General features: G+C 66.5%; 17 protein-coding genes. 9 read left to right on the top strand and 8 right to left on the bottom strand.

The annotated features are described in order from the left end of the window. Positions 1-88: 88 nt before the first annotated feature. From FSW06_RS01690 to FSW06_RS01700, 3 genes are all read right to left on the bottom strand, one after another. Complete coding sequence (locus FSW06_RS01690; protein ID WP_010118931.1) at positions 89-2,248, bottom strand: GmrSD restriction endonuclease domain-containing protein; 2,160 nt, start codon at positions 2,246-2,248, stop codon at positions 89-91. Further along, entirely contained in the window at positions 2,245-7,251 is a 5,007-nt protein-coding gene (locus FSW06_RS01695; protein ID WP_040429852.1) for a DEAD/DEAH box helicase, read from the bottom strand. The genes FSW06_RS01690 and FSW06_RS01695 overlap by 4 nt, the downstream gene beginning before the upstream one ends. A 100-nt stretch (positions 7,252-7,351) precedes the next feature. Then, positions 7,352-7,825 (bottom strand): hypothetical protein, encoded by a 474-nt coding sequence (locus FSW06_RS01700; protein ID WP_083826999.1) that lies wholly within the window; start codon positions 7,823-7,825, stop codon positions 7,352-7,354. A gap of 122 nt (positions 7,826-7,947) precedes the next feature. On the opposite strand from FSW06_RS01700, the gene FSW06_RS14670 reads away from it, so the two are divergent. Both FSW06_RS14670 and FSW06_RS01710 read left to right on the top strand, forming a co-directional pair. Further along, positions 7,948-8,373 carry a hypothetical protein gene (locus FSW06_RS14670; protein ID WP_238525912.1) on the top strand — a complete coding sequence of 142 codons (426 nt, stop codon included), beginning with the start codon at positions 7,948-7,950 and terminating at the stop codon, positions 8,371-8,373. A gap of 115 nt (positions 8,374-8,488) precedes the next feature. Continuing rightward, positions 8,489-9,148 (top strand): hypothetical protein, encoded by a 660-nt coding sequence (locus FSW06_RS01710; protein WP_170233711.1) that lies wholly within the window; start codon positions 8,489-8,491, stop codon positions 9,146-9,148. Between the two features lie 62 nt (positions 9,149-9,210). On the opposite strand, the gene FSW06_RS01715 is transcribed toward FSW06_RS01710, so the two are convergent. Further along, entirely contained in the window at positions 9,211-9,957 is a 747-nt protein-coding gene (locus FSW06_RS01715) for a GntR family transcriptional regulator (RefSeq protein ID WP_010118921.1), read from the bottom strand. Positions 9,958-10,083: 126 nt separating this feature from the next. On the opposite strand from FSW06_RS01715, the gene FSW06_RS01720 reads away from it, so the two are divergent. The 4 genes from FSW06_RS01720 (at position 10,084) to FSW06_RS01735 (ending at position 15,707) form a co-directional block, all read left to right on the top strand. Continuing rightward, positions 10,084-11,409 carry an MFS transporter gene (locus tag FSW06_RS01720; protein WP_010118919.1) on the top strand — a complete coding sequence of 442 codons (1,326 nt, stop codon included), beginning with the start codon at positions 10,084-10,086 and terminating at the stop codon, positions 11,407-11,409. A gap of 39 nt (positions 11,410-11,448) precedes the next feature. Continuing rightward, positions 11,449-13,479, top strand: a complete 2,031-nt coding sequence (locus FSW06_RS01725) for a hydantoinase/oxoprolinase family protein (RefSeq protein WP_010118917.1) — start codon at positions 11,449-11,451, stop codon at positions 13,477-13,479. A 28-nt stretch (positions 13,480-13,507) separates the two neighbouring features. After that, positions 13,508-15,133, top strand: a complete 1,626-nt coding sequence (locus tag FSW06_RS01730; protein WP_010118914.1) for a hydantoinase B/oxoprolinase family protein — start codon at positions 13,508-13,510, stop codon at positions 15,131-15,133. A gap of 91 nt (positions 15,134-15,224) precedes the next feature. Continuing rightward, positions 15,225-15,707: a hypothetical protein gene (locus tag FSW06_RS01735; protein WP_146881297.1), complete on the top strand. Its 483-nt coding sequence runs from the start codon at positions 15,225-15,227 to the stop codon at positions 15,705-15,707. Here FSW06_RS01735 and FSW06_RS01740 read toward each other — a convergent pair. Further along, entirely contained in the window at positions 15,701-16,327 is a 627-nt protein-coding gene (locus FSW06_RS01740; RefSeq protein WP_010118912.1) for a hypothetical protein, read from the bottom strand. The genes FSW06_RS01735 and FSW06_RS01740 overlap by 7 nt on opposite strands. Before the next feature lie 141 nt (positions 16,328-16,468). On the opposite strand from FSW06_RS01740, the gene FSW06_RS14675 reads away from it, so the two are divergent. Both FSW06_RS14675 and FSW06_RS01750 read left to right on the top strand, forming a co-directional pair. Beyond that, complete coding sequence (locus FSW06_RS14675; protein ID WP_010118911.1) at positions 16,469-17,386, top strand: TM2 domain-containing protein; 918 nt, start codon at positions 16,469-16,471, stop codon at positions 17,384-17,386. Positions 17,387-17,784: 398 nt separating this feature from the next. Next, the gene (locus FSW06_RS01750) at positions 17,785-19,146 is read left to right on the top strand and encodes an SLC13 family permease (RefSeq protein WP_010118910.1); all 1,362 of its coding nucleotides are present in this window, start codon (positions 17,785-17,787) and stop codon (positions 19,144-19,146) included. Here FSW06_RS01750 and mgtA read toward each other — a convergent pair. From mgtA to mtr, 3 genes are all read right to left on the bottom strand, one after another. Then, complete coding sequence (gene mgtA, locus FSW06_RS01755) at positions 19,080-21,821, bottom strand: magnesium-translocating P-type ATPase (RefSeq protein WP_010118909.1); 2,742 nt, start codon at positions 21,819-21,821, stop codon at positions 19,080-19,082. The two genes, FSW06_RS01750 and mgtA, sit on opposite strands and share 67 nt — an antisense overlap. A 132-nt stretch (positions 21,822-21,953) precedes the next feature. Beyond that, positions 21,954-22,775, bottom strand: a complete 822-nt coding sequence (locus FSW06_RS01760; RefSeq protein ID WP_029448851.1) for an SDR family oxidoreductase — start codon at positions 22,773-22,775, stop codon at positions 21,954-21,956. 7 nt (positions 22,776-22,782) lie between these two features. Beyond that, positions 22,783-24,237 carry a mycothione reductase gene (gene mtr / locus FSW06_RS01765; RefSeq protein WP_010118906.1) on the bottom strand — a complete coding sequence of 485 codons (1,455 nt, stop codon included), beginning with the start codon at positions 24,235-24,237 and terminating at the stop codon, positions 22,783-22,785. 225 nt (positions 24,238-24,462) lie between these two features. On the opposite strand from mtr, the gene FSW06_RS01770 reads away from it, so the two are divergent. Then, a complete protein-coding gene (locus FSW06_RS01770) occupies positions 24,463-25,656 on the top strand; it encodes a hypothetical protein (RefSeq protein WP_010118904.1) in 1,194 nt (397 codons plus the stop codon). Positions 25,657-25,745: the final 89 nt, after the last annotated feature.

Here is a 25,745-nt window from a genome sequence, read left to right on the forward strand (position 1 = left end):
CGTGGTCGGGAATTATCGTTCCTCGAACAGATATTCCTCTCGTGGGTCGACAGGATCAGTGCCTCCCCGGTCACCCCGGATCGCTGTATTATGCGTCGGGCGTCGTGGTCTTGCCTGCACGGTAGGCCGCTCGGACCTGGTCAAGTGTCTGACCGGTACCCTCGACCGCCCACCAGATCCATCCGTTCTCAGACTCTGATCCGGCGGCCACCCGGGCGGCCATGGACGGGGAGGGGTACGTAGTCCCGTCCAGGGCGATGTCGCCATCAGCGGTGACTGTTGCCGTTGTACCGTGCCATCGGCTGCTCTGCCGGGCGCAGTGGAGGACGGTTCCGACGGGGAGGGCGCCGGATCTGACGAGGTCCTTCAGCGTAACTGTCGTGGAGGGAGTGGTCGGTCCGGATACATGGTCGGTGACGGTGCAGCCTTCCGGAACCGGCCAGATCGTGAGGATCTCCTCGACAAGTTCGCTGGTCCGTGCCTCGATGGTCTCCTCGTCCCACACTGGTGGTTCTAATGTGGTGGCATCCCTGGTCAGAAGGACATCATCGTGACTGATCAGGTCCGCACGCTTGGTGGTCCAGGCGCTGTTGCTGACCTTGCTGTTGAGCTTCTGGGTGAGCAGAGTCAGGTTACCGATCTGGTCGAGGACCGAATCCCGTGTGGCCTCCTGCTCCTCGGTGAGGTCTGCGGGCCAGTGCTTCCGCCACTTCTGGGGCATGAGGTGCTCCACTGTGCCCTTACCGCGGGGGATTGGTCCCATGGACAGTTGTTTACCGTCAGGGTAGCCACGCCGGTTGTCTTCGACTGCCTCAAGGACCATACGTAGTCGGTCGCGTCGGTATTTCTGGAAGGCCCGGGCGCCGACCAGGGACGCTCGGACATCGTGGTCACTGGGCCAGTACCCGATGGTCGTGGCGTTGGCGGTGAGGAAGCGCGCAGTTTCCGAGGGGAGTGCGTCCTGCGGGGACTTGCTCAGCGTTTTCATGAGGTCGATGATCAGCCGGTTCCCGCCCTGGGACGGGACCTTCACCAGCGCCCGTCGGACAAGCCATCCCTCCAGGATGACGAGGACGCATCCCTTGTCCTCCTGGGGGATTCCGGACTGTTCGGGCTCGTCGAGCCAGATCAGCAGGGGCCGGGTGATCTCGGAGTCGAGAGTGCTGATTCGGTAGCTGAACAATTCCGGTCGGCTGAGCTCTCCGATGGGTCGGGAACCTCCCTCGATGATCGACCGATAACGGTCGGACGACCTCTTGATGTGAGGGAGGAGGCCAGAGACGGGGATGTCGGTGGTGGCTACGTAATTCTTGAACTGACGGAACACTTCACGGATGGGAAATTCCGTGAGGGTACGGGCGATGAGCCACTGCCAGAGGAACCAGGAGGAACGCGAGTTCGTCACCCGACCGTAGGTGATCTCCTTCTCCCACCAGTCGGTCTCGAACTGCTCCCAGTAATTCGCGTAGGCGTCTTCCGCCTGGTGCTGTGCGGTGTCGAGGTTCTGGAAGACGAAGTTCTTGATGAGGTCTGCGGCGGACAGCGGGGTTCCGCGGGCGTTGAGGGTCTCGAAGATGGCCTGGGCGTCCTCATTGGAGTCGAGCTGGATGTTCACGATGCGCAGGCGGTCGAGAATGGTACTCACCAGGGCGGTCGCCCGTTCCGGGGAGTCATCGTCATCCAGCCACGTGTCGATCGCCTCCATGAAGAACCGGTGCGCGGGAACCAGTCGGGAGGACGTCGAGTCGCCTTGGGGGCTCCCGGATGGGCAGACGTTGCTCGCGTCGAGATATGTGGCAGTCATGGCTGAGACGAAGGCGGTGCGGTCCTTGTTGGTCGGCCAGAGTTTGTACCTGTCGTCGTCGGTCTGCCGAATGTACTCGGGGTTCTCGATCAGGGGGAGAACCTGTGCTGCGATCTGTTCATGGCCGTGGGCGACCAGTTGCCGGTACAAAGCATTGAGGATGATCTGGAGCGTAGTGAGGCGCTGCTGGCCGTCAATGGCGATCCACCGGGGCAGCCCACCGAACGGGGAGTTGCGGCTCTGGAGGACGACTGCCCCGAGGAAGTGGGTGGACTGGTTGTCGTGTGAAGCCAGCGAGTCGTTGGTGAGCCGGATGATGTCCTCCCATAGCGGCTCCCACTGGATGTCCCGGGTCCAGACGTACGGGCGCTGGAACAGCGGGACGTCGATCCGGACGGGGGTCTGGAAGATCTCCCGGAGGCTCTGGAAGTTGGGCGGGATCATGCGGGGGCTCCGTTCTGTTCCGTGGCGCTGGGGGTGATTCCGGCGATGATCTTCTGCGTCTCCACAGCGACGGTGGTGACGCGGCCGATAAGGTCGATGATGTAGCGAGGGTTGTCCTGCTCGTCGCACCAATCGTTGGGGTCGTTGGTGATGCCGGAGGCCTTATCCGTCTTCACCTGCCACCGGTCGATGACCCAGCCCAGGGCGGACCGGGAGCCGAGCATGTATTCCTCGGCCTCCTCGGGAATGTCGATGATCGTGACCTTCGGGTTGTAGATGATGGTGGTGTGGTCGGTGACGCCCTTCGTCTTCTTCCACTTCATCTTCGTGACCCGCCAGGTCTCCCGGTCGGAAGGGTCGGCGGTCTTCTTCACATCGACGGTCAGCGGGTACGGTTCCACGGTCTCGAAGTTGATGTGCAGGTCCATGAGCTGCTGACCCGCGGTGGCGAGTGCATCGAAGCGGGACCGGTCGGTCGGCGTCTGGATGTGAGGGAGCATCTTCTTCAGGTCCGCGGCATAGGTTTCCCGGTAGGCGGGGTCGTGCAGTTGGCCGTAGACGAAGTGGAAGATGTCGTCCTTGGTGATCTCTTCGCCGAGGACCTGCCGGTAGATGCCGAGGATCTCGTCGGTGATGTTGTCTATACGACGGTAGCCGTCGGCATCGACGTCATTTCCGTCGGAGGACGTGGCGGAGAAGTCGAGAGTCCCGGATTCCGGCTCGACCTTTTCATAGGTCCAGCGAGGAAAGAACTGACCGGTATCCAGAGTGTGGAGGTTAGGCAGAAGGTCCGTGGCAATCGGTGTGAAGTCGAAGTGCGATCCGGAGGCGGTCAGGATGATTCCAATGTTCTTGTGACGAGGGGTGGGGAATAGTGATGGGAGTAGGGATACAATTTCATTGATCTGTCGGTCGAAGTAAGTATTTTGTTTCTGAAATGGCCTATATAGGCTAATTCGGAATCCGTCCTCATCCAAGTTGATCTCATCGCCTCGAGCGAGTTGCTGTTTGAGGCCTCGGCTCCAATTCGTGGAGCCTGGACCTGTAATGTCAGGATGTGTGGCGAGGAAATCATTAACGTCGGAAACCTTTACCTTCTGAATGTTATTGTCTCTACGCCGTGTTGCGAATAGTGATCTTGCCTGACAATACTGATCGGATATTGACTGTACCTGTTCGTGGAGCTGCACATCCGAGTACGAATAGCACCAGGCATCACGAGCTGTACTGAGACCGAGGGAATAGGTTGAGAAGAATTGGGGAACTCCGTTTTCGTTCTTTTTGTCTCCGAGGATCGGCCAGGTGGCGAAGTCTTCGGAGCGCTGGTTGACCCAGTCACCCTGGATGTTCGGGGTGATCGATGCCCAGTCGAGATTCTCCAGCGTCGCCTTTGAGACCAGGGAGAGCTTCTCCTCTCGGGAGAGGTAATCGCCGATGTCCTTGTAGAAGACCTCGCAGGAACCGGTATGTGCAGGATCTTTGACACCGATCCAGATGGCGATGGTGTTCCGGGACCCCGAACCGAAGACCTTGCCGCCTTCTCTACGTGAGAGTTCACCGGTCGTGCGCTGGTTACCACGCAGGTTGTAGACGTAGATTCGTGAGTAATCCTCTGCCAGAGACAGTCGGATACCGTCTGCCGTATTGCCGTCGATCCACCCACCGTTCGAGACGAAGGAGACGATCCCCTGGCTCCCGATGCGGTCCGTGGCCCAGCGGAAGGCTCGGAGGTAGGAATCGTAAAGGTTTCTCTTCAGTGCTGCCGTCGAATATTTCGCGTAGGTCTCCTCGATCCGGGCATCCAACGTCGGGTACTTCAGGTTCGCGTTGAGATCGTTCGCCGAGGTCTGTCCCACAGAGTACGGCGGGTTGCCGACGATCACATTGATGGGCGATGCGAGCTGCGCCTCGATACGCTCGTTGTTGGCGGGAAAGACCTCCAGATCTAGCTCATCATTGTTCTCCGAGATCTGGAACGTATCCGCCATGACGATACCGGGGAAAGGCTCGTAATCCTGGGTATCAGCGTTCTGCCCCGGCTCGCGGGTCAGCGCATGGTACGTGGCTTCGATGTTCACTGCGGCGATGTAGTACGCCAGCAGCATTAGTTCATTGGCGTGCAGTTCGGTGGCGTATTTGCGGGCCAGGTCCTCCGGTCGGATGAGACCGGACTGCAGCAGGCGCGTCATGAAGGTCCCCGTGCCGGTGAAGCCGTCGAGGATGTGCACGCCCTCGTCAGTCAGCCCCTTACCGAAAGCGTTCCGGGAGGCGGTGTCCGCAGCCCGGAGGATGAAGTCCACGATCTCGACCGGGGTGTACACGATGCCCAGGGCGTCCGACTGGGCCTTGAAACCGATACGGAAGAACTTCTCGTAGAGCTCCGCGATGACCTGCTGCTTTCCCTCCGCACTCTGTACCTCGGAGGCACGGACCCGGACCGAGGCGTAGAACTTCTCCAGCCCGGCGGTCTCGGACTCCAGACCGTAATCGTTGAGAGCCTCCACCATGGTCTGCATGACTTTGGACACCGGGTTGTGCTCGGCGAAGTTCTGGCCCTCGAAGAGGGCGTCGAAGACCGGCTTGGTGATGAGGTGTTGGGCGAGCATGGAGACGGCGTCCGCTACAGACACGGATTCGTTCAGATTGTCGCGCAGCCCCTGGACAAAGGTGTCGAAGCGCCGGCGCATGACCGAACGGTTGCCCGTCTCGTTGTAGACGGCGGTGATCCGGGTGATGAGGCGGTCGACGATGTCAGCGACATCGGCTGCCCAGTCCTCCCAGTAGGTTCGGGTGCCGACTTTGTCGACGATGCGGGTGTAGATGGCCTGGGTCCATTCGGACAAGGCGAACAGAGCCATCTGGCTACCGGTGACAGCATCACCTTCCCTGGTCTGTGCCTGGTCCTGAGGATCAGCGGTGCCCTCGGCGAGAGACTCATCCTCGGTGGTGGGCCCGACGTGGCCGCCGAGCAAACGGTCGGACTCCTTGCCGTTCTTCTGCGGTTCTTTCGCATTGAGGGCGATGGAGTTCACCATGGCATTGAAGCGCTCATCATGAGCGCGCAGGGCATTGAGCACCTGCCACACCGTCTTGAACCGCTTGTTGTCGCCGAGAGCAGCAGCGGGTGCAACACCGGCGGGCACAGCGACCGGCAGGATGATGTAGCCGTAGTCCTTGCCCTCGGCTTTTCGCATCACCCGGCCCACCGACTGGACCACATCGACGACCGAGTTGCGTGGATGGAGGAACAGGACAGCGTCCAGTGCCGGAACATCCACACCCTCCGACAGGCACCGGGCATTGGTCAGGATGCGGCACTCGTCATCGGCGACAGGGGCCTTGAGCCAGGTCAGTTCCTCATTGCGCTGCAGGGCGTTGAAGGTGCCGTCGACATGGTGGACCTCACAGCGCAGATCGCGGTTCGTTCCCTCGATGCTGTGACCTTTGTCCTCCTGTTCATTGAGAAGGTCCTGGTAGGCGGTGACCACCTGCGGGAACATCTCGGCGACCTGCTTGGAGGATTTGATGTCCTTGGCGAAGGCCACCGCCCGTCGCATCGGAATCTCGCCGGGGGAGAAAGACGACCCGTCCGGGGCGGTGCCGGCCCGCTTGGCCAGACCGTTCCAGCAACCGACGATCTTCGAGGCATCGTCCAGATTCAGTTCACCGTCCGTCGCGAGCGATCCCTGGAGTTTTCCTGCCATGACGGAGTCATCGACCGTGAGGACCAGCACCTTGTAATCGGTGAGCAGGCCACGGTCCACCGCCTCGCCGAAGGACAGTCGGTGGAACTCCGGGCCGAAGGTGTCCAGATCATCCATGGAGACGATCTCCGCGGAGTGTTCCTCGGCCTTGGACTTCGTTGTGTCATCGAACAGTCGGGGGGTGGCGGTCATGTAGAGCCGCTTGGCGGACCTGATGAAGTCCGGATCGTGGACCTTCACGAAATTCGAGGCGTCCTCTCCGTCGAGGGTGACGCCGGTGGTGCGATGAGCTTCATCGCAGATGATGAGATCGAAGGCGTCCGCGCCATGCTGTTGTGCTTCGTGGATGGCCGGCAGGGACTGATAGGTGGTGAAGACAACCGTCAGACCCTTCGCGCGGCGGCGGTGCCCGCCGAGCTTTTCCGCCAGGACGGTTCCGTCGGTGGTGACGGGGATGATGACGTCCTCGGTGGACATGTCCTCGGTCGCGCGCGAGACCTTGTTGTCCGAGCAGACCGCAAAACTGCGCATGTCGACAGTGGACTGGGCGTTCCACTCGCGCAGCGTCTGGGACAACAGGGAGATCGACGGGACCGCGAAAAGGATGCGCGCCTTGCCACCGAGATCCCCGGCGAGACGTTCCGCGATCTTCAGGGAGGTGAAGGTCTTGCCCGTGCCGCAGGCCATGATGAGTTTGCCGCGATCGGTGGTGGTTCCGTCACCCTCGGCCCAGCCCTGGAAGACGGCGTCCACCGCTTCACTCTGGTGTGGGCGAAGCTCGTGAGGCTTCTTCGGGGTGAGATCGACCTGCAGCGAATTCTGCGGCCAGGCGATATCCCAGCTGACCGGGGAATCCTCCAGGTCCTTCATACTGATCCGGGTGACCGGAATCTGCTGCCCCTCCAGGGCGGCCTCGGCGTTCTTCCCCCACTTGTCGGTGGTGGAGATGATCACCCGGCGGGTGAAAGGGGCCTTGCCGGACTCGGTGAAGAAGGAATCGATGTCCTGCTTCGCCAGGCGGTGCTCCGGGTCGTAGAACTTGCACTGGACTGCGGCGAACTCGTCGTCGGTACCGAAGTCCGGTCCGGTCTCCCTGACGTGGGCGACGATGTCGATTCCATTGTCGCCGTGGTTGTGACGGCCCGGCCAGTCCGGCCACCGCCACACCTTGTCGTACTGCTCATGCAGGGTCGGGTCGAGCTCGAACCAGCGGACCATGAGTTGCTCGAACTGCGTGCCCCGTTCGGAGGTGGAGCGGGAGGTGCGGAACGCATCGATCACATCATGCACAGAAGCCATGGTCGGGCAGTTTACTTCGGCTGTACTCAGTTTCGGGGGAGGTCAGTGGGGTGTGGGGGATGTTCAGGAGCGCGGAGTACCCCCGAGGGTCTGTGACCCGTCAGCGGGCCGGAACACCCGGAATGCCGTTCGGGTACTTCTGGTTGACCGCGCCGCAGAGCGAGGGATCGGTGATGTATCCGTCCTCGCAGCCGTTGTAGGTCTGGATTTCGCCGGAGGAGGGGTTCGGGTTGCCGTTCGCGTCGTGTCCGTAACCGCACCGGTAGGCGGGGCAGGTGCCGCCGTCAGCGAACGGGATGGTGGCGGGATCCGGCGCGGTGTTCACGGGTGGGGCAACCTCTACCGGGCTGGCGGGCTCGACCGGATCGGGTGCCGGTGCAGGCGCCAGCGCGGGTTCGGGGGCGGTTGTCGGGGACGGAGTGGCGCTGCTTGACGACATCGTCGATGACGAGGTCGTGGTCGACGGTGTGGCGGACGAGAAGGTGGGGGTCGAGCTGTCGTCATCGCTGCCGCAGGCGGCGAGGAACAGCGTGCCGGCGGCGCCGAGGGCGAGGACGGTGCGACGGATGGTCATGGGAAGCTCCTGACAGGGGCGGGAAAAGGAGGGCCTGACTGCGTTCCCGGTCAACAATATGCGCTACGGTTCACATCATGAAAATAAGAGCAGCTGGAGCTGCCGCTGGGATCATCCTTATGATGGCCTCTCTGGTCGCCTGTACTGACGGGCAGGCTGCATCACCGTCGACGGTGACGAACACCGTGGAACGGACCGTGGAGCACACGGTGACGGTTACTGCGTCGCCTGTCGCAGATCCTGAGAAGCAGTCGGCGGCGACTTCGCCGGTTGAGCCGCGGCGTCCTGCCGCCCCGGCGACGGGTGGTGGCGGCATGATGGACGGTATCTACGCGGACATGATGCGGGACGAGGGGATCGACGTGACCGCCGGTCAGATGTCCCAGTTGTCGGCACAGGTGTGCGACGCCTTCGATACCGGTTCGGGTCAGGATGAAGCGCTGGGAATCGTGCAGGAGGTGACGGGGGAGACCGGGTGGCGAGCGACGCGTCTGCTGCAGGGCGCTGTGGTGAACCGGTGTGCTCAGCACTCCGACAGCACCTACTGAGGAAGTGGCAGTGCACTGACCGGGGGTGACATGACGTAAACCCCCGCTCCTGTGACGAGGAGTCTTGACGGCCGGGGTGAAATAATGATCACCGCATAAGAGCAGAGGGAGAGAAATGAACAGGAAGATCAGTCTGTGTGCCGTGGTTGCCGCCGGCGCGTTGGCCCTGGCGGGGTGCTCCGGCGACGGTGATGTATCCCCGTCGGAAGCTGCTTCGGCGTCGTCAGATTCGAATGTGCCAGCGCAGAAAGCTGTCGGACAGCCGGGCGGCGCATACTGCGGCGAATCGGACTCAGACAATCCGGAGGACTGGAACTGCGCAGTGCTGTTCACCGTGACCGCTCTCAAGATCGGAGATACCTGTTCATCCCTCGGATACCCGAACCAGGAATACGGTGAGCCGGAGAAGCCGGTCCTGCGTATAGATGCGGATATGGCCTTCGCCCCGGAGGCTGACGACCAGGAAACGATCTTCGGTGCCGCCACAAACTGGGAGGTCGAGACCGGAGACGGGTTCACAACACCGCTGCAGCAGGCCTCCGCGTGCTACGGGGACGGTGGATACGACGGGAACAACAACTGGTCCACGTCCAGTCAGCCGGGCAGGAAATACCAGCGCACCACCCTGTTCGAACTCCCGGCAGGTGCTGAGAAACTCGTTCTCACGTCGATCCAGAGCAGTGGCATGCAGTGGGAGTGGGAGCTGCCGGACACCGGAGCGGGTGATAGTGCGGCCGCCAGCGGGGGCCCGCATCCGACTGTCTCCGCCGCATGAGAATGTCGGCCTTCGGAGCTTCTCAGCCTTCCGCCCATAGGGGTTCCGTCTGCGGCGTTTCGTCAATCACCGGCGCGCTCGGCCCCGGCGATCCCCGAGAAGTCGATGCCGTCCACCGCATCAGAGCTGAGGTACTCCTGCACCCTCTCCTTGAACCGGTCCACGTGCCGGACGGCCGTCGCCAGCGCCCGGGGGAGATCCCGGTCGCGGAGTGCGGCGAGGTAACCCCAGTGCTCGTCGTGGACATTGCGGTAGTGCGCGGCGAGTTCCTCGGTGGAATCCGGGCTCCGGATGTCGCCTCCGGTGCCCCCGAAACTGATGAAGGACAACCGCTGCAGGTGGGTGTGGATCGTCCGGCCCATCGGCAGCAGGTACGAGTTCCCCGACAGCTCCACCTCGAGGATGTGGAGGCGTGCGTTGGTCTCGGCGACCGCCCCGGGATCACCTGACAGTTCTGCCTCGTCGACGTCGCGGACCGCCTGCTCGAGCCGGTCCAGGTCGGCCTCGGTGATACGCGCGATGAGCAGGTGGGTGACCGCGCGGACGAGGATGTGCTGGGCTTCGATGAGTTCGCGGAACCGGGGGATGTTCATGTCGGCGACGACGTAGCCGCCGCGGGAGACCACGGTGACGAGTCCTTCCGAGGCCAGCTGGTAGAAGGCTTCCCGGACGGGGGTACGGCTGACGCCCACCCGCTCGGCGACGGTGCTTTCGTCGATCCGTTGCGAGGGGAGCAGGCGCAACGTGAGGATATCCGCTCTCACCTGGTCGTACGCGCGGTCGCGGGCACTGCGGTCTCGGGTGCTCATGGGGTATTTCTACCACCTTCCGGAAACAAACTTTCAGTCAGCTAGTGACACACACCACATCCTGTGTCACTGTGTATTCGGATCGTATACAACTCTCACGATGCTCAACCCCTGAGGAGAAGAACCGTGACGCAAGGTACGACAGCACAGACACACGGCGACCCACCGACCGAGAGCGCCGAACTCGTCAGCAACCGCCGCAAAGCGGTCACCGCCTCCGGCATCGGCTGGGGCCTGGACGGCTTCACCTGGACGATGTACGGCTTCGCCCTGCCGGCGGCGACCGCCGCGCTGGGGATGAGCTCCGGCGCCGGCGGCTGGATCACCGCCGTCAGCATCGTCGCCTCCGCCGCGGGCGGACTGCTCTTCGGCAACCTCGCCGACCGGTTCGGCCGGGTGAAGATGCTCAGCATCGTCATCCTCGGCTACGCGGTGTTCACCGCACTGACCGCGACCTCGCAGGCCGGCTGGCAGTTCCTGATGTGGCGACTGCTCGAGGGACTGTTCTTCGGCGGGGAATGGGCCGTCGGTGCCGCACTGGTGGCCGAATACGCCAGGCCGTCGCAGCGTGGCCGCCAGCTGTCCATCGTGCAGAGCTGTTACGCGGTCGGCTGGGCGGCCTCGACCCTGGCCTACCTCACCCTGTACTCCGTGTTTTCGGCCGAGCAGGCCTGGCGCTACCTCTTCCTCGTCGGGATCCTCCCGGCTCTCGCCGTGTTCTGGATCCGACGGTCGGCCAAGGACGCCACGGACATCGCGCCTGCCACCACCACGGACGACACCGGAGCCGACGCTTCCGGAACAGCCGCCCCGGCAGGCGGGACGGTGAGGAAGCCGGTCAAGATCCGACGCCTGTTCGCGCCCGGCATCCGGCGGCACACCATCTTCGGCGTCCTGCTCGGTATCGGGGTGCAGGGCATCTACTATTCCGTGTTCGTCTTCCTGCCCAGCTACCTCCAGCAGGACCGCGGCCTCGGCATCGGCGGGACCGCGACATTCACCTGGTTCGCCATCCTCGGGTCCTTCATCGGCTACCTCTCCTCCGGCTGGTTCCTCGACAGCATCGGACGCCGCAGGACCTTCTTCTTCTTTTTCGTCGGCTCCGCGGCCAGCACCGCACTGTTCGTCTTCACCCCCTCGGTCAACACCGGGGTGGCCCTGTTCTTCATCGTGCTGCTCGGCTTCTTCTCCTCCGGCCAGGCCGGTGGCACCGGCGCCTACCTCGCCGAACTGTTCCCGACGGAGATCCGCGCCACCGGCCAGGCGCTGACCTACAACCTGGGCCGCGGCCTCGCCGCCTTCGGACCGCTGAGCATCGGCATCCTGGTCGGATCGATCGGCTGGGGGAAATCGATCTTGGCCATCACCGTCGCCGGAGCCGTCATCGGCTCGGTGGCGCTGGCCATGCTGCCGGAGACCAAGAACGCACAACTCGTCGACACAATCGACTGACCCGACAACCGACGACAACCGACCAGCAGGAGACACAGCATGACTGCACAGAACCCGCGCGCGACCCCCACCGCCGTCCAGGTGGCCGCGGACACCGGCGGAACATTCACCGACATCGGCCTGCGCCGCGCCGACGGAAGCCTGTCGGTGTGGAAGGTCCCCTCCACCCCGTCACATCCCGATGAAGCGGTCATCAAGGGGATCCGCGCCGTGCTGGAACAGCAGGGCGTGTCCGCCCAGGACATCAACCGGCTCGTGCACGGCACGACGGTCGCGACGAACACGGTCCTCACCAGAGAAGGGGCGAAGGTCGGCCTGCTGACCACCGCCGGGTTCCGTGACATTCTCGCGATCTCCCACCAGGCGCGCCCGATGATCTACGACAACGAGGTCCACCGACCCGCACCACTGGTCCCCGACGACCTCATCGTCGAGATCACCGAGCGCACCGGAGCCGACGGCGAGGAGATCACCCCGTTGGAGGACAGTGAACTCGAGCGGGTCGCCGGCGAACTCGCCGACCTGGACCTGGACGTGGTCGTCGTCTCGTTCCTCAACGCCTACCGCAACAGCGACCACGAGGACCGGGCGGTCAGCTACCTGACCGGGCGGGGAGTGGCCCCGATCGTCTCGGCGGCCACGGACGTCACCTCGGAGATGCGGGAGTACGACCGCACCTCGACGGCCGTCATCAACGCCTATGTGCGCCCGAAGGTCTCCGGCTACATGGACCGGCTGGGGACCACGGTCGAGGACATGGGGGTGGCGTCCCGGCTCTGGGTGATGCAGTCCAACGGCGGCCTGCTCACGCCCGGTCTCGCCGGCACCCACAGTGCCCGCACGGTCCTGTCCGGCCTGGCCGGTGGCGTGATCGGGGCGGCGAACTGGGCCCGGCACCTCGGCCTCGACAAGGTCGTGAGCTTCGACATCGGTGGCACGAGCACGGACATCGCCATGATCCGGCACGGTGAACCCGACGAGACCACCACCGGCGAGATCGACTCGATGCCGCTGCGACTGCCCAGCGTCGACGTCAACACCATCGGTGCCGGCGGTGGCTCGATCGCCTGGCTCGACAGCGGCGGCGGACTGCGGGTCGGCCCGCACAGCGCCGGCGCGGTCCCCGGACCCGTGGCCTACGGACACGGCGGCACCGAACTGACCGTCACCGACGCCCACGTGGTGCTCGGGAGACTGGGCACCTCACTGCTCGGCGGCGGATTCGACCTGGACTACGCCACCGCCCGCGCCCGGATGGCGGAGTTCGCGGAGAAGCTCGGCATGTTGGCAGAGGACTGCGCTGAAGGCATCCTCACCGTCATCGCGGCGACGATGGGCCGGGGCATCCGGAAAGTCACCGTGGAGCGCGGCATCGACGTCCGTGCCAGTCACCTCATGGCATTCGGCGGCGCCGGCCCGCTGCACGGGGCCGATCTCATCCACGAACTGGGCATGACCTCGGCGGTGATCCCGCCGCTGCCCGGCATCGCTTCGGCAGTGGGCATGCTCGATGCCCCGGTCCGGCACGATTTCGCCGCTCCGGTACCGCGGGAGAATGCCGACGGTTCCGGCAGCCTCGAGGACGTCTTCCGGACGCTGCGTCGCCGTGCCCTCGACGAGATGGGGGACGCAGGCTTCGACGAGGAGCGGCTGATCGACGCCCGGTACACCGGCCAGAGCTACGAACTGACGATCCCGTACACCGCCGACCAGTTCGCGCAGCGTGAACTGCTCGATGAGAACCACGAGGAACGCTACGGGTTCCGGGACCCGGACGCCGAGATGGAACTGGTGGCGGTGCGGCTGGTGGCCACCGTCCCGAAGCCGGACATCCCGCAGGCCCGGATCGCCGCGGGGGACGGGGCCGCCGTCGTCCCGAAGGAGCGGCGTCCGGTCTACATCGACGGTGCCTGGACGGACACCGCCGTCTACGACCGGGATGCCCTGTCCGCCGGCACCACCCTTGAGGGGCCGGCGATCATCGACCAGTTCGACACGACCACCTACGTGCGGCCCGACCAGACCTGCCGGTGCGACGACGCCGGATTCCTGCACCTGACCCGACGCTGACACCGGACATCACAGAGGAGCCACCACCATGCACGACCATGACACCGACAACACCGCTGCCGTCAACGCCATCGAGATCGAAGTCGCCCGGAACCGGCTGACCTCGATCTCCGAGGAGGTCGGGACGGCGCTGATCCGTACGTCCTATTCCCCCAACATCAAGGACCGCCGTGACTGCTCCGCCGGCATCTACGCCGCCGACGGCACGCTGATCTCGCAGGCGGAGCATATCCCGCTGCACCTCGGCCTCATGCCGACCCTGATCTCCAACGCACTCGAGGAATACGGGGCGGACCGGCTGCGGCCCGGCGACGTCCTCATGACCAACAACCCCTATCTCGGCGGTTCCCACCTGCCCGACATGTGCGTCATCACCCCGGTGTTCGTCGACGGGACCGTGACCGCCCTGGTCGCCACGATGGCCCACCACGTGGACATGGGCGGCATCGTGCCCGGCTCCATGGCGACCCAGGCGACCGAGATCTTCCAGGAGGGGATCCGGGTCCCGCCGATCCGGCTGTTCGCCGGTGGAGAGCTGCAGCGCGAGTCGCTGGAGCTGCTGCTGATGAACATCCGGACCGCCGACAAGACCCGGGGCGATCTCATGGCACAGGTCGCGGCCAACCGGCTCGGCGAACGCCGCATCCTCGAACTCGTCGGGGAGTGGGGTGCCGACGGTTTCCGGCAGTCCTGTGAGGCCCTGGTGGACTACGGGGAGCGGCGGACGCGTGCGGCGCTGGCGAAACTGCCGGACGGTACCGGGACCTTCACGGACCACCTCGAACACGACGGGGTGGAGCCGGTGGACATACCGGTCACCGCGACGGTCACCGTCTCCGGGGAGGACATCGTCATCGACCTGACCGGCACTGCCGACCAGGTCCAGGGTGCGGTGAACTGCTCCTACGCCGTCGCCCGGGCGTGTGCGGCCTATGTCGTGAAGATCCTCGCCGACCCGTCACTGCCCTCGAATGCGGGGCTCATGGCCCCGATCGAGGTCCGTACCCGCCCCGGCAGCCTCGTCCACGCTGAATTCCCCGCCCCGGTCGCGCACGGCAACACCCAGACCTCCCAACGGATCGTGGACGCCATCCTCGGCGCCTTCGAACAGTTCACCGACGGCCTGGTTCCGGCGGCGTCGAGCGGCAGCATGAGCATCGTGACGATAGGCGGCGTCGACCCGCGGGACGGGCAGTACTACTCCTACGTCGAAACTTACGGCGGCGGTCAGGGGGCGTCCCCGGCCTCGGACGGGGCTTCGGCCACCCACACCCACATGACCAACACCCGGAACACCCCGTGCGAGGTGATTGAACGGGAGTATCCGCTGCGGGTGGACAGTTACGGAATCGTGCGGGGGACCGGCGGTGCTGGGGACCACCGGGGCGGTGACGGACTGTACCGGCAGCTCTCGCTGACCCGGGGCGAGGCGACGGTGGTGGCCGGCACGTCGAGAGTGACGACGGTGCCGTGGGGTCTCGGTGGCGGCGCCCCGGGCAGCAGTGCCGCCGTCCGGTACCACCACGACGGCACAGCCGAACCCCGGCCCTCGATGAGCCGGTTCGACCTCACCGCGGGCGAGGGGGTGTCGATCAGTACCGCCGGCGGTGGCGGCTACGGGGCATCCGGCGCCGGTGCGGCCGGATCCCGATAAGAACTCCCCACCCGCGAATGTCGAGCGCACCGGGGCTGCCCACGTGGTGTAACTTAACGTTCGACGATACACACGCTGAGGAGAATAACCAGTGGAACACATGCCCCGGATCAGAGGATTCGCAACGGCTGCGGTGGCCGGACTGCTCACCGTGTCGATGACCGCGTGCGGCGTCTTCGACCGTGACCAGGAGACGGTCACCGTCACCCAGACCCCCGCGTCGCCGAGCGGCGCATCCAACGGCTCGGCGGGCGGGGCGTCCGGCAACGCCGGCCCGGCACCGACACCGGGTGCGCCCGCCGCGGCCCCGCAGGCCCCGGCACCCGCTGCTCCGGCGGCCCCGGTCCAGACCCGGTACACCACCTACTACGCGGCGACCTCGAACACCTCCGAGAGCTTCGCCGCGGCGGTCTTCAGCGCCTTCACCGCCACCTACGCCTCCACCGGAAACTCGGAGCCGACCCTGTCGGTGACCTCCCCGGAGACCGGGCAGACCTACACGATGCGGTGTGCCCACTACGGGCAGACCGTCCACTGCAACGGTGGGAACAACGCCATCGTCGGGATCTACTGACCGGCGGTCAGCCACTCGTTGAACGGGTCGCCGGTCGTCGGCCCCTCGACATCGGTCCAGACGGCGGCGTCCTCCGCCGTCAGTCCGAGCGCCTCCACCCCGGTGCGGGGTGTGTCCTGCCCCCAGCGTTCCTTCAGCCAGGCCCGGTAGGGCGCCAGTGCGGTATCGGAGAGTTCGGCATCGGGGATGTCGTCGAGTTCCGGTGGTGCACTCCACCCTTCGTTGAATGCCGGGGTGAAGTATCCGACGGCGAACAGGCGCAGGACGGACAGGGCGTCCGGGAACGTCGCCCACAGACACGATCCCGAACCCGAGCCGTGGTTGACGACGTGCTGCACACCGTCGTCGTCGAGCCACAGGCAGAAGGTGGACCCGTCGCCGCCGGTGTACCCCACCTCGTAGAGCCGGTCCGGGTCGGGGAGATAGCCGTCGGGGAAGGGGACCCGCTCGCCGAGGAAGAGCTTCACGTCGCCGGTGACGTGGATATCGGGGTCGGCGATGAAGGTGATGTCACTGATGCCGTACCCCTGCTGTTCGCACCAGTCGGCGAGACTGAGGAACTCTTCGGGCATGGTGAAGTGGCCGGGCATGCCCGTGGTCAGTTTTTCCCGGAAACTCATGCGGTGAAAATACCAGGACGCCGGGGTCTGCCGTCTGCGGTCGTCCGCAGGGTAACCTCAGGGCCGAGATCCGGAACCGTGCCGCAGCCCTGTGGTGTGGTGCGCCGGCACCGAACCTATGAGGACCACGAGGAGCACACTGTGACGGAGCCATCGTCGACCCCGCCGGACAACGACCCGGAGAACGGACCGGACCAGACCCGGGACGACATTCCGGACCAGACCCCCGGAGCCAACCCGGACGAGCAGGAGACAACCGTCTGGGGCAGGGCCGACGAACCGTCGGTGCCGTCCTCTGACGGCACGCCGTCCGCCGACCAGACCCCGTACAGCGGGACTCCGTACACCGACACCCCGTACGGCACCGCGTCGTACGAGACCGCGGTCTACGGCGATACCCCGTACGGCCAGCAGTACGCCCAGCCGGATCAGCCGGGCCAGTACAACCAGCCCGGTCAGCCCGGTCAGCCCGGCCCTTACAACCAGCAGGTCCCGCCGCAGGGACAGGGTTACCCGCAGGGCCCCCAGGGGAATCCCGGCTATCCCGGTGGACCGACGCCGGCCGGATACCCCGCCGGCGCCCCCGCCTATGGCATGAACCCCGGTTACCCCGGTGCGCAGGGTTACCCCGGCTATCCGGGTCCTCAGGGTTACCCGGGCTACGGCGTCCCGCAGACCTCACCGAAGTCGAAGATCGCCGCGGCCCTGCTCGCGTTCTTCCTCGGTGGTCTCGGAGTGCACAACTTCTACCTGGGCCTGAAGAACCGCGCCATCGGCCAGCTGGTCACCACGGTGCTCAGCATCATCCTCATGATCGTCGGCTTCGCGGTCATGTTCTCCGGCTTCGGTGACAGCTACGACTCCTACGACGGCACCTCCGGGTACTACAACACCTGGGAGGAGGACAACGGTGCCCTCATCGGTACCGGACTCGTCCTCATCGTGATCTCCTCGATCGCCCTGTGCGCCGTCAGCATCTGGGCGTTCGTCGAGTTCATCCTCATCCTCGTGGGCTCCGGCAACTACGCCCACGACCGGGAGGGACGTCCGCTGAGCTGACGCGGACACGTCCCTCCGGCCCGGGGAACCGGGGGACAGGTCGGGCAAGCGAACTGACAGGTCGATATCCCGGTCTCCACGTCGAGGAAACGAACCCGTAGGTCGAAAAAACCGCCGTGGAGCAGCACCTGGGCTCTTTCCGCGGACATGGCAGGCACAGCAGGCACAGCGGACACAGCGGACACAGCGGTCACGTCCCGTGCACCGCAGGGGGGCGCCGCATCGATCGTCGGATCCTGTGATTAGGATGACTCTCCGTTCCATCGTGTCAGAGGTCACACCACACCAAGGTCGGGCACCGGAACGACAGGCACCCGGTGACCCTCCGACCGTGCCGTCACGAACCCGTGTCCACTCCCGCGCGCTCCCTGTCCCACCTTCCCCGTGAAAGAGACCCCGTGAGCATCCACGTTGTCACGATCGTCGTTCTGGTACTGATCTTCCTGGTCGGCACCCTCCGCAACATCAACCTGGGCATCCTCGGCCTGGTCGGTGGCTTCCTCGTCGCCCTCGGCGTCCCGGAGTTCACCGGTGACGGGGCGGACACCGGCGACATCTTCTCCAAGGTCTTCGACGGTTTCCCCGTCGACCTGATGATCGCCCTGATGGGCCTGACCTACCTGTTCGGCTTCGCGCAGCAGAACGGCACCATCGACCTCATCCTGCGGTGGGCGATGCGGGCGGTCCGGGGCAACCGGGCGGTGATGCCGTGGATCTTCTTCGCCCTCACCGGATTTTTCATGTCCATCGGCGCCATCTTCGCCATCGGTGTGATCTCCCCGCTGGCGATCCCGTTCGCCCGCCGCTACCGCATCAACCAGCTGATGATGGGCATGATGGTGGTCCACGGCGGCATGGCGGGGCTGCTCAGCCCGCTGAGTGTCTACGGCATCTACGTCAACGACTTCCTCACCAACCACGATCTCGGCGACCACACCTGGGCACTGTTCCTCATGGCGATGGCCTTCAACATCGTCATGGGCGCGGTCGTCTACGTCTTCCTCGGCGGCCGGGCCCTCTTCGGCGCCCGCGCCCGGGCAGACGAGGAGAAACTGCGGGCGGATGCCGCCTCCGCCGGTGACACGGCCCCGGACACGGACGGGGCGTCCGGTACGACACCGGTGGCCACCGCGGTCGACGCAATGGCCGGTACCGCCCCGGTCCGTCAGGTCACCTGGTACCAGTGGTGCACCATCGTGGGTCTGACGGCCCTCGTCATTGCGGCCGGGATCTTCGGCCTGGACATCGGGGTGGTCTCGCTGGTCATCGGCGCGGTGCTGGCGGTGCTGAAGCCGAAGGAATCGCACAAGGCACTGGCGAATGTGTCCTGGTCGACCATCGTGCTGGTCGGCGGCATGGTGACCTACATCGAGGTGCTGCAGGACGCAGGCACGGTGGACGTCATCTCCGACGGCATCGCCACCCTCGGCGCCCCGATGCTGGGCCTGGTGCTGCTGTGCTACATGTCAGGCATCGTCTCGGCGCTCGCGTCCTCGATCGCCACGATCGGGATCGCGATCACCATGGCCGCCCCCTTCCTCACCAGCGGGGATCTGCCGGTCGCGGGCACGGCGGCGGCCATCGCCATCGCCGCGACGGTGGTGGACGTCTCCCCGTTCTCCACCAACGGTGCGATGGTGCTGGCCAATGTGGATGCCGACCACCGCGACCGGTTCTTCCGGCAGATGCTCGTCTATTCCGGCGTCGTCGTCGCCGTCGGACCGCTGGTGGCGTGGCTGCTGGTGCTGCTGCCGTTCTGACGGCGCGCCGTCACCAGATGCCGGGACACCGGCCACCGCAGCTGCTCGGTGCGGTGGTGCGGGTGACGCCAGAACAGCGGCTTAGTCAGCTCGGTGACGGCCACGTACCCGATCGCGATGAGCACCACCAGGCCCACCAGCGACCACCGGATGACCTCCAGGTGCAGCAGATCGCCGACGGGGGAGAGCACGATACCGAAGGCGGAGACGGCGACGAGCACCGACAGCAGCACGAGGATCCGGGACGGCTTCGACCGCCACAGCGGACCCCGGGTGCGCAGGCTGAACAGCACCAGCACCTCGGTGAGCACGGAGGCGAGGAACCAGGCGGTCTGGAACTCGCTCTCCCCGGCGTGGAACCCCCAGCGCAGCACACCGAAGGTCACCAGGTCGAAAACCGAGGACAGGATGCCGAAGACGAGCATGTAGTTGCGGATCAGCCGCATGTCCCAGCGCTGCGGGTGGCGCAGCTGCCGCGGGTCGACCCGGTCGGTGGCGATGGCGGTGGCGGGCAGGTCGGTGAGCAGGTTGATCACCAGGATCTGGGAGGCCAGCAGCGGCAGGAACGGCAGGATCACCGAGGCGACGGCCATGGAGATCATGTTGCCGACGTTCGCACTGGTGGTCATCTGGATGTACTTCATGGTGTTGGCGAAGGTGCGGCGTCCGGCGTGCATGCCGTCGAGCAGGGCGCGCAGGTTCTTCTCCAGCATGACGATGGAGGCGGATTCGGCGGCGACGTCGGAGGCGCCGGTCACCGAGATGCCGACGTCGGCGGCGTGGAGGGCGGGGGCGTCGTTGATGCCGTCGCCCATGTAACCGACGGTCTCCCCGTCGTGGCCGAGTGCCCGGACGATGCGTTCCTTGTGGTGCGGGGTGGTCTCGCAGAACACCCGGATGCCCTCGGCCTGGTCGGCGAGATCCTCGTCGGACAGGGCGTCGATCTGGGTGCCGCTCATCACCGCCGCCGGGTCCAGGCCCAGCTCGCCGGCGATGTGGGTGGCGACCGGGCGGGCGTCCCCGGTGATCATCCGGACCGTCACTCCGGCGGTCGCGAAGTCGGCGATGGTGTCCGCCGCATCGGGTTTCACCGGGTCGGCGAAGCTCAGCAGGCCGACGAGGGTGAGCTCGGACTCGTCGGCGGCGGTCGTGGCGGCGTCCTGCCCGGTGGCGGCGACGGCGAGGACCCGGAAGCCGCGGGCGCCGAGGTCGTCGACCACGCCGCGCACATCGTCGATGACCTGCGGCAGCGCCACGGTTTCCCCGTCGATCCGGGCCCGGGTGCAGACCTCCAGCACCTTCTCCACCGCCCCCTTGGTCACCAGCGTCGGGACGCCGCCCCCGGTCTCCGGATCGGTCACCAGCACCGACAGGCGCTTCCGGGTGAAGTCGTAGGGCAGTTCGTCGATCGCCGTGGCGTCCGACAGGTCCAGGCCCGCACCGTGGACCGCCCGGGTGATCGCCTGGTCCATCGCATTGGTCTTGCCGGACTGCAGCATGGCGTTGAGCCCGGCGGTGCGCAGCAGCGCGGGATCCTTGTCGCCGTGCAGGTCCAGCGGGGCGGAGAGGTGGATCTCCCCGGCGGTCATCGTGCCGGTCTTGTCGGTGCACAGGGCCGTCATCGCCCCGAAGTCCTCGATGGCGTTGAGCCGCTTGACGATCACCCGGTGCTTGGCGATGATCTTCGACCCCTGGGCCAGCGACAGGCCGACGATCGCGGGCAGCAGCTGCGGGGTCAGGCCCACCGCCAGGGACAGGGAGAACAGGGCCGAGTCGACGACCGGCCGGTCGAGGACGAGGTTGACGATGAAGATGGCGATGACGAGCACCACCATGATGCGGGTGAGCATCAGGCCGAAGCGGGTCATGCCCCGTTCGAAACCGGTGGGCTTCTGCTTGGCGGCCAGGGACTGCTTCACCCGGCCGAATTCGGTGTCGCGGCCGGTGGCGACGACGACGGCGGTCCCCTCGCCCGACGCCACGTGGGTGCCGGAGTACAGCAGACAGCTGCGCTGCGCCAGTTCGGTGTCGGCGGCGACCGGGCCGGGCTGCTTGTCCACCGGGAAGGTCTCGCCGGTGAGAGACGCCTGGTCGAGCTGCAGGTCGCGGGCGTCGAGCAGGACGGCATCCGCCGGGAGGATGTCGCCGCCGCTGACCCGGATGACGTCACCGGGGACGACCTCGGCGAAGGGGACCTCCGTGTCCGACCCGTCGCGGACGACGGTGGCGGTGAGCCGGACGGCGCCGAGGAGCTTGTCCATGGAGGCCTGGGCGCCGCGCTCCTGGGCGAAGTCGAGCAGGCCGGACAGGACGACGATGACGAGGATGATCACCGTGTCCAGCCAGTCGCCGAGGATGCCGGCGATGAGCGTGGCGACGATGAGGATGATGATGATCGGGCTGGTGAACTGCTTGGCGAGCAGACGCCAGGCCGAGTTCGCGCCGGAGCCGGCGACGGCCCGGGCGCGGGTGGCGGGGAGCCGGCGGGCGGCTTCGTCCGCGGTGAGCCCGGGGGCGGCGGAGCTGTCGTCGGTCGCGACACTGGTGCCCAGTGCCTCGGCGAGCTCGGCGGGGCTCTTCGCCCACGGCTGTGCCGGGAGGCCCGCGGCGGCTGTCTCGGCGGTGCCGGCGGTGCCCGGCGCGCCGGCTGTGGAGTGTCCGGTGGAGTTCTTCACAGGTCCAGGTTTACCCCGGAACCTTCTCCGCCTGCAGCCACGAGTAGGTCGCATCCCGACGCGCCAGGTCAGTCATACCCCCGGGTGACCGTCCTGGCCCGTCGGGATGCGGACATCCGGCGGGGATGCCGTTCAGGCCGCCGCCCACCGCAGCCCGCGGTTGAGCAGCCGCATCACCGCGCGGTACGCCCACGGCATGTTCACCTGCGCCCACCGGCCGAGGCGGATGTCCGCGCTGGTGTAGATGAGGTACCGGTTCTTCCGTACCCCGCCGACGATCTTCCGGGCGGCCTTCTCCGGGGTCACGGCGATGCCGCGGAACAGGCCCTTGACCCGCGCCGCCCGGGGCGCGTCGGTGTCCACCCCCTCGATGTCGATGGTGCGGACCAGGGGAGTGTCCACCGCGCCGGGCACCGCACAGTGCACCCTCACGTCGTGTGGCGCCAGATCGAACCGCAGCACCTCGCACATCCCCAGCACCCCGCCCTTCGACGCGGCATAGGCACCGTGCCACGGCAGTCCGAGGAACCCCGCGGCCGAGGACACACAGCACAGGTCACACCGCCCCGGGGCCTCGGTCATCGCCGGCACCAGGGCCTCGACGACGTTGACGGTGCCCATGAGGTTGACGTCGATGACCTTCGTCCACTTGTTGTGCGGCAGGGTACGCGGATCGCCCCAGACGGCGATGCCGGCGACGTGGTACACCTCGGCCGGTGCGCCGTGCTCCGCCACCAGGCCGGACGCCCACCGCTCGACCGCGTCATGGTCGGTGATGTCGAGCACCGTGGCATCGAGTACGGCGTCCGGCAGTTCGTCGCGCACCGACGCCACCCCGGCGGCGTCCCGGTCGGTCACCGCCACCCGGCGTCCCTCACCGGCCAGCAGCAGTGCCACCGCCCGCCCGATACCGGACGCCGCCCCGGTCACCACGCAGTATCCGCCGTCGACCACGACAGGCCTAGACGAACTCGAGGCCGAGCAGCGCATTCTCCACCAGTTCGGAGAGGGCGGGGTGCGGCCAGTACTGCTTCGTGGCGAACTCGACGAGGTCCAGGTCGAACTCGATGGCGGTGACCAGCAGCTGGATCAGGGTGGCCGCCTGCGGGCCCATGATGTGGGCGCCGAGCAACCGGCGGGAATCGGCGTCCGCGATGAGCTTGCAGAACCCGGTCGTGTCCTCCATCGCCCAGCCGTAGGCGACATCGGAGTACTCCTGCACCTTCACGGTGATCCGCCGGCCGTTGTCCGCCGCCCAGTCGCGCGCCTCGGCCTCGGTCATGCCGACATAGCCGATCTGCGGGTGGCTGAAGATCCCGCCCGGGACATTGTCGTGCTTGAGCCGCTGCAGCTGCGACTCATCCCCGTCCGCGATGGTGACGTTGTGGAACACCGCCCGCGCCTCCTGGTTGGCGACGTGCTTGAGCTGCAGGGTGTTCGCCGCATCCCCGAGCGCCCACACCCCCGGCGCGCTGGACCGGCCGAATTCGTCGACGAGCACCCGGTTGTCGTCGGCGAGATCCACGCCGCCGGACGCCGCGTCCAGCAGATCGCCGTTGGGCACCCGCCCCTGGGCGAGCAGCAGTTCGTCGCAGTCGATCTCCCGGCCGTCGTCGAGGGTGAGGGTCACCAGACCCCCCTCCTCGCGGGCGGCGGTGACCGTGCGGCCCAGCAGGTTGGTCCACTGCCGGCCGGCCAGTTCGGTGAACCGGGAGCTCACCGTCTCATCCTGCTTGCGCAGCAGGGTGTCGGACCGGTTGATGAGGAAGACCTCCACCCCCATCGCGGAGAAGATGTGGGCGAACTCGGTGGCGATGATGCCGCCGCCCATGATCGCCAGGGTGCGGGGGAGCTTCTCCATCCGCATGATGTCGATGTTGGTGCGGTAGCGGACCCCGGACTCGGCGATCACCGGCGGCACCCAGGTCCGCGACCCAGTGGCGAGGATGATCTGGTCGGCGGTGATCGTGGCGTCCGGGCCGCCGTCGGTGCGGTCGGTGACCGACATGGTGCGCTCGCCGGTGAAGCGGGCGGTGCCGGAGTACAGGGTGATGTTCGGGGTCTCGTCGCCGCGCCGGTACGCCTCGCCGCCGCGCGAGATCGGGTCGATGCGCCGGCCGAACACGCGGGCCTGCAGGTCGGCCCACTCGATGTCCCAGTCCGGCGGTTCAACCGGGTCGCCGGTGACCGGGGAGGTGGCGGTGATGCTGTAGCGGGAGAAGTCACGCAGTTCGCGGAGGACGTCAGCGGCGTAGACGTACATCTTCGTCGGGATGCAGCCGACGTTGATGCAGGTGCCGCCGAAGATGCCCTTCTCCACGATGGCGATCTTCCGGTCGTTGAGCTCCTCGGGGATGGAGTTCCCGGAGCCGGTGCCGACGATGATGAGGTCGTAGTGCTCTGCGCTGTCTGCCATGCGCCCGATCGTAGCGCGTGCGGGACTGCGGGACGCCGCTCCCGCCCGACCATCAGGTGTGCGCATCGCGCGACGTGGGGATGGTCGGGGACGCCGCTGACCATCCCCACGTCGCGCGATGCGCACAGGTGCCGGCGGAAACCGCCGAACCCCGGTCACCCGGGCGGCAGCTGTGCTGTGATGGGGACGGCACACGGGGGTGAGGGGCACTCCCGGGAGGGGAGGATGACCGTGGCCTACCGCAACGGGACCCGTGACGAGAACGTGAATCCGGCCTGGCGGCTGCCGGAGCACGTCGCCGAGGCCGCGGAGCAGGGGCGCTACACGCCGGGCCGCGGGCCCTGGTACTGCGTCCGGATCCTCCCGGACCATGGTCCGGTGACCCGCCGGAGCCTGCTCGACGGGGGCGTGAGCCGGTGGAAGGTCGACAACTACTACACCGCCGTCGCCGACGGGGTCGTCGTGGCGCGGGAGGTGGCGGGCAACGGGGAGGACACCGGTGCCTACCCCGCCTGCATCATCACCCGGGCCCGTGCGCAGCACCTCAACCACCCGACGTGCATCCTCGGCGGCTGGGCGGCCGCCGCCTACCACGGGTTGATGTACTGGGCGGACGCCGCGGTGGTCCTCCTGCTCAGCCCCACCAGGTCCGGTGGTTCCGACCGGACGCAGCGGGCGGCGTCCCGACCACTGCGGGCGGCCTTCCGGCACCTGCCCGCCGGATTCGATCCGGTCCGTGACACTGTCACCCCGGACCCGCGGTTCCCGCACCTGCGGGTGGTCTCCGCGGCGGTGGCCCTGGCGCAGTGCCTGCGGTCGGTGCTGTCCGCCAAGCACACGTGGCATGTTCCCGCCGTCGCCGGACTGTCCGACGTGGAGATCCGGGCGGTCCAGCTCATCGACGCCGTCGCCCAGTGCACCGGCGTGACCCGGGCACAGATCATCCGCGCCTGCCGGGGATTGGTCTCCGTCCGGCGGGTGCGACGACTGCTGGCGTTGTCCGTCGGCGGAGCGGAATCGCCGCGGGAGACTCTGCTGCGCCTGTTCGTCCGGGATCTGCTGCCGGCCGGACACCGTTGGGAGACCCAGGTGGGGGTGCGGTACCGGGAGGTCGTCGGCGGCGGCGTCCGGACGAAGCGCACCTTCTTCGACCTGGGCTGCCGGACGCTGCGGATCGGCCTGTACTACGACGGTGCCCACCATGGCGGGGAGGCGCAGACGGAGAAGGACTTCGAACAGCTGCAGGATCTGCGCGACGAGAGGTGGCAGGTTGTCCGGGTGAACAAGACGCTGATGGCCAACCCCGCGAAGATGCTCGCCCAGATCGGCAACGCGATCGCGCGGGCGGAGGCGTCAGCGGATGCGGAGGCGGACACAGACACGGCGGCGGGGGAGCAGGGGCAGGGGCGGGGCAGCTGACGCTCCGCCCCGGTGTACTGACCCGACTCTCCGCCCCGACTCTCCGCCCCGGTGTACGCATCGCGCGACGAGGGGATGGTCAGCGGCGT

Source organism: Corynebacterium nuruki S6-4 (assembly GCF_007970465.1).
In the GTDB taxonomy this organism is placed as follows: domain Bacteria; phylum Actinomycetota; class Actinomycetes; order Mycobacteriales; family Mycobacteriaceae; genus Corynebacterium; species Corynebacterium nuruki.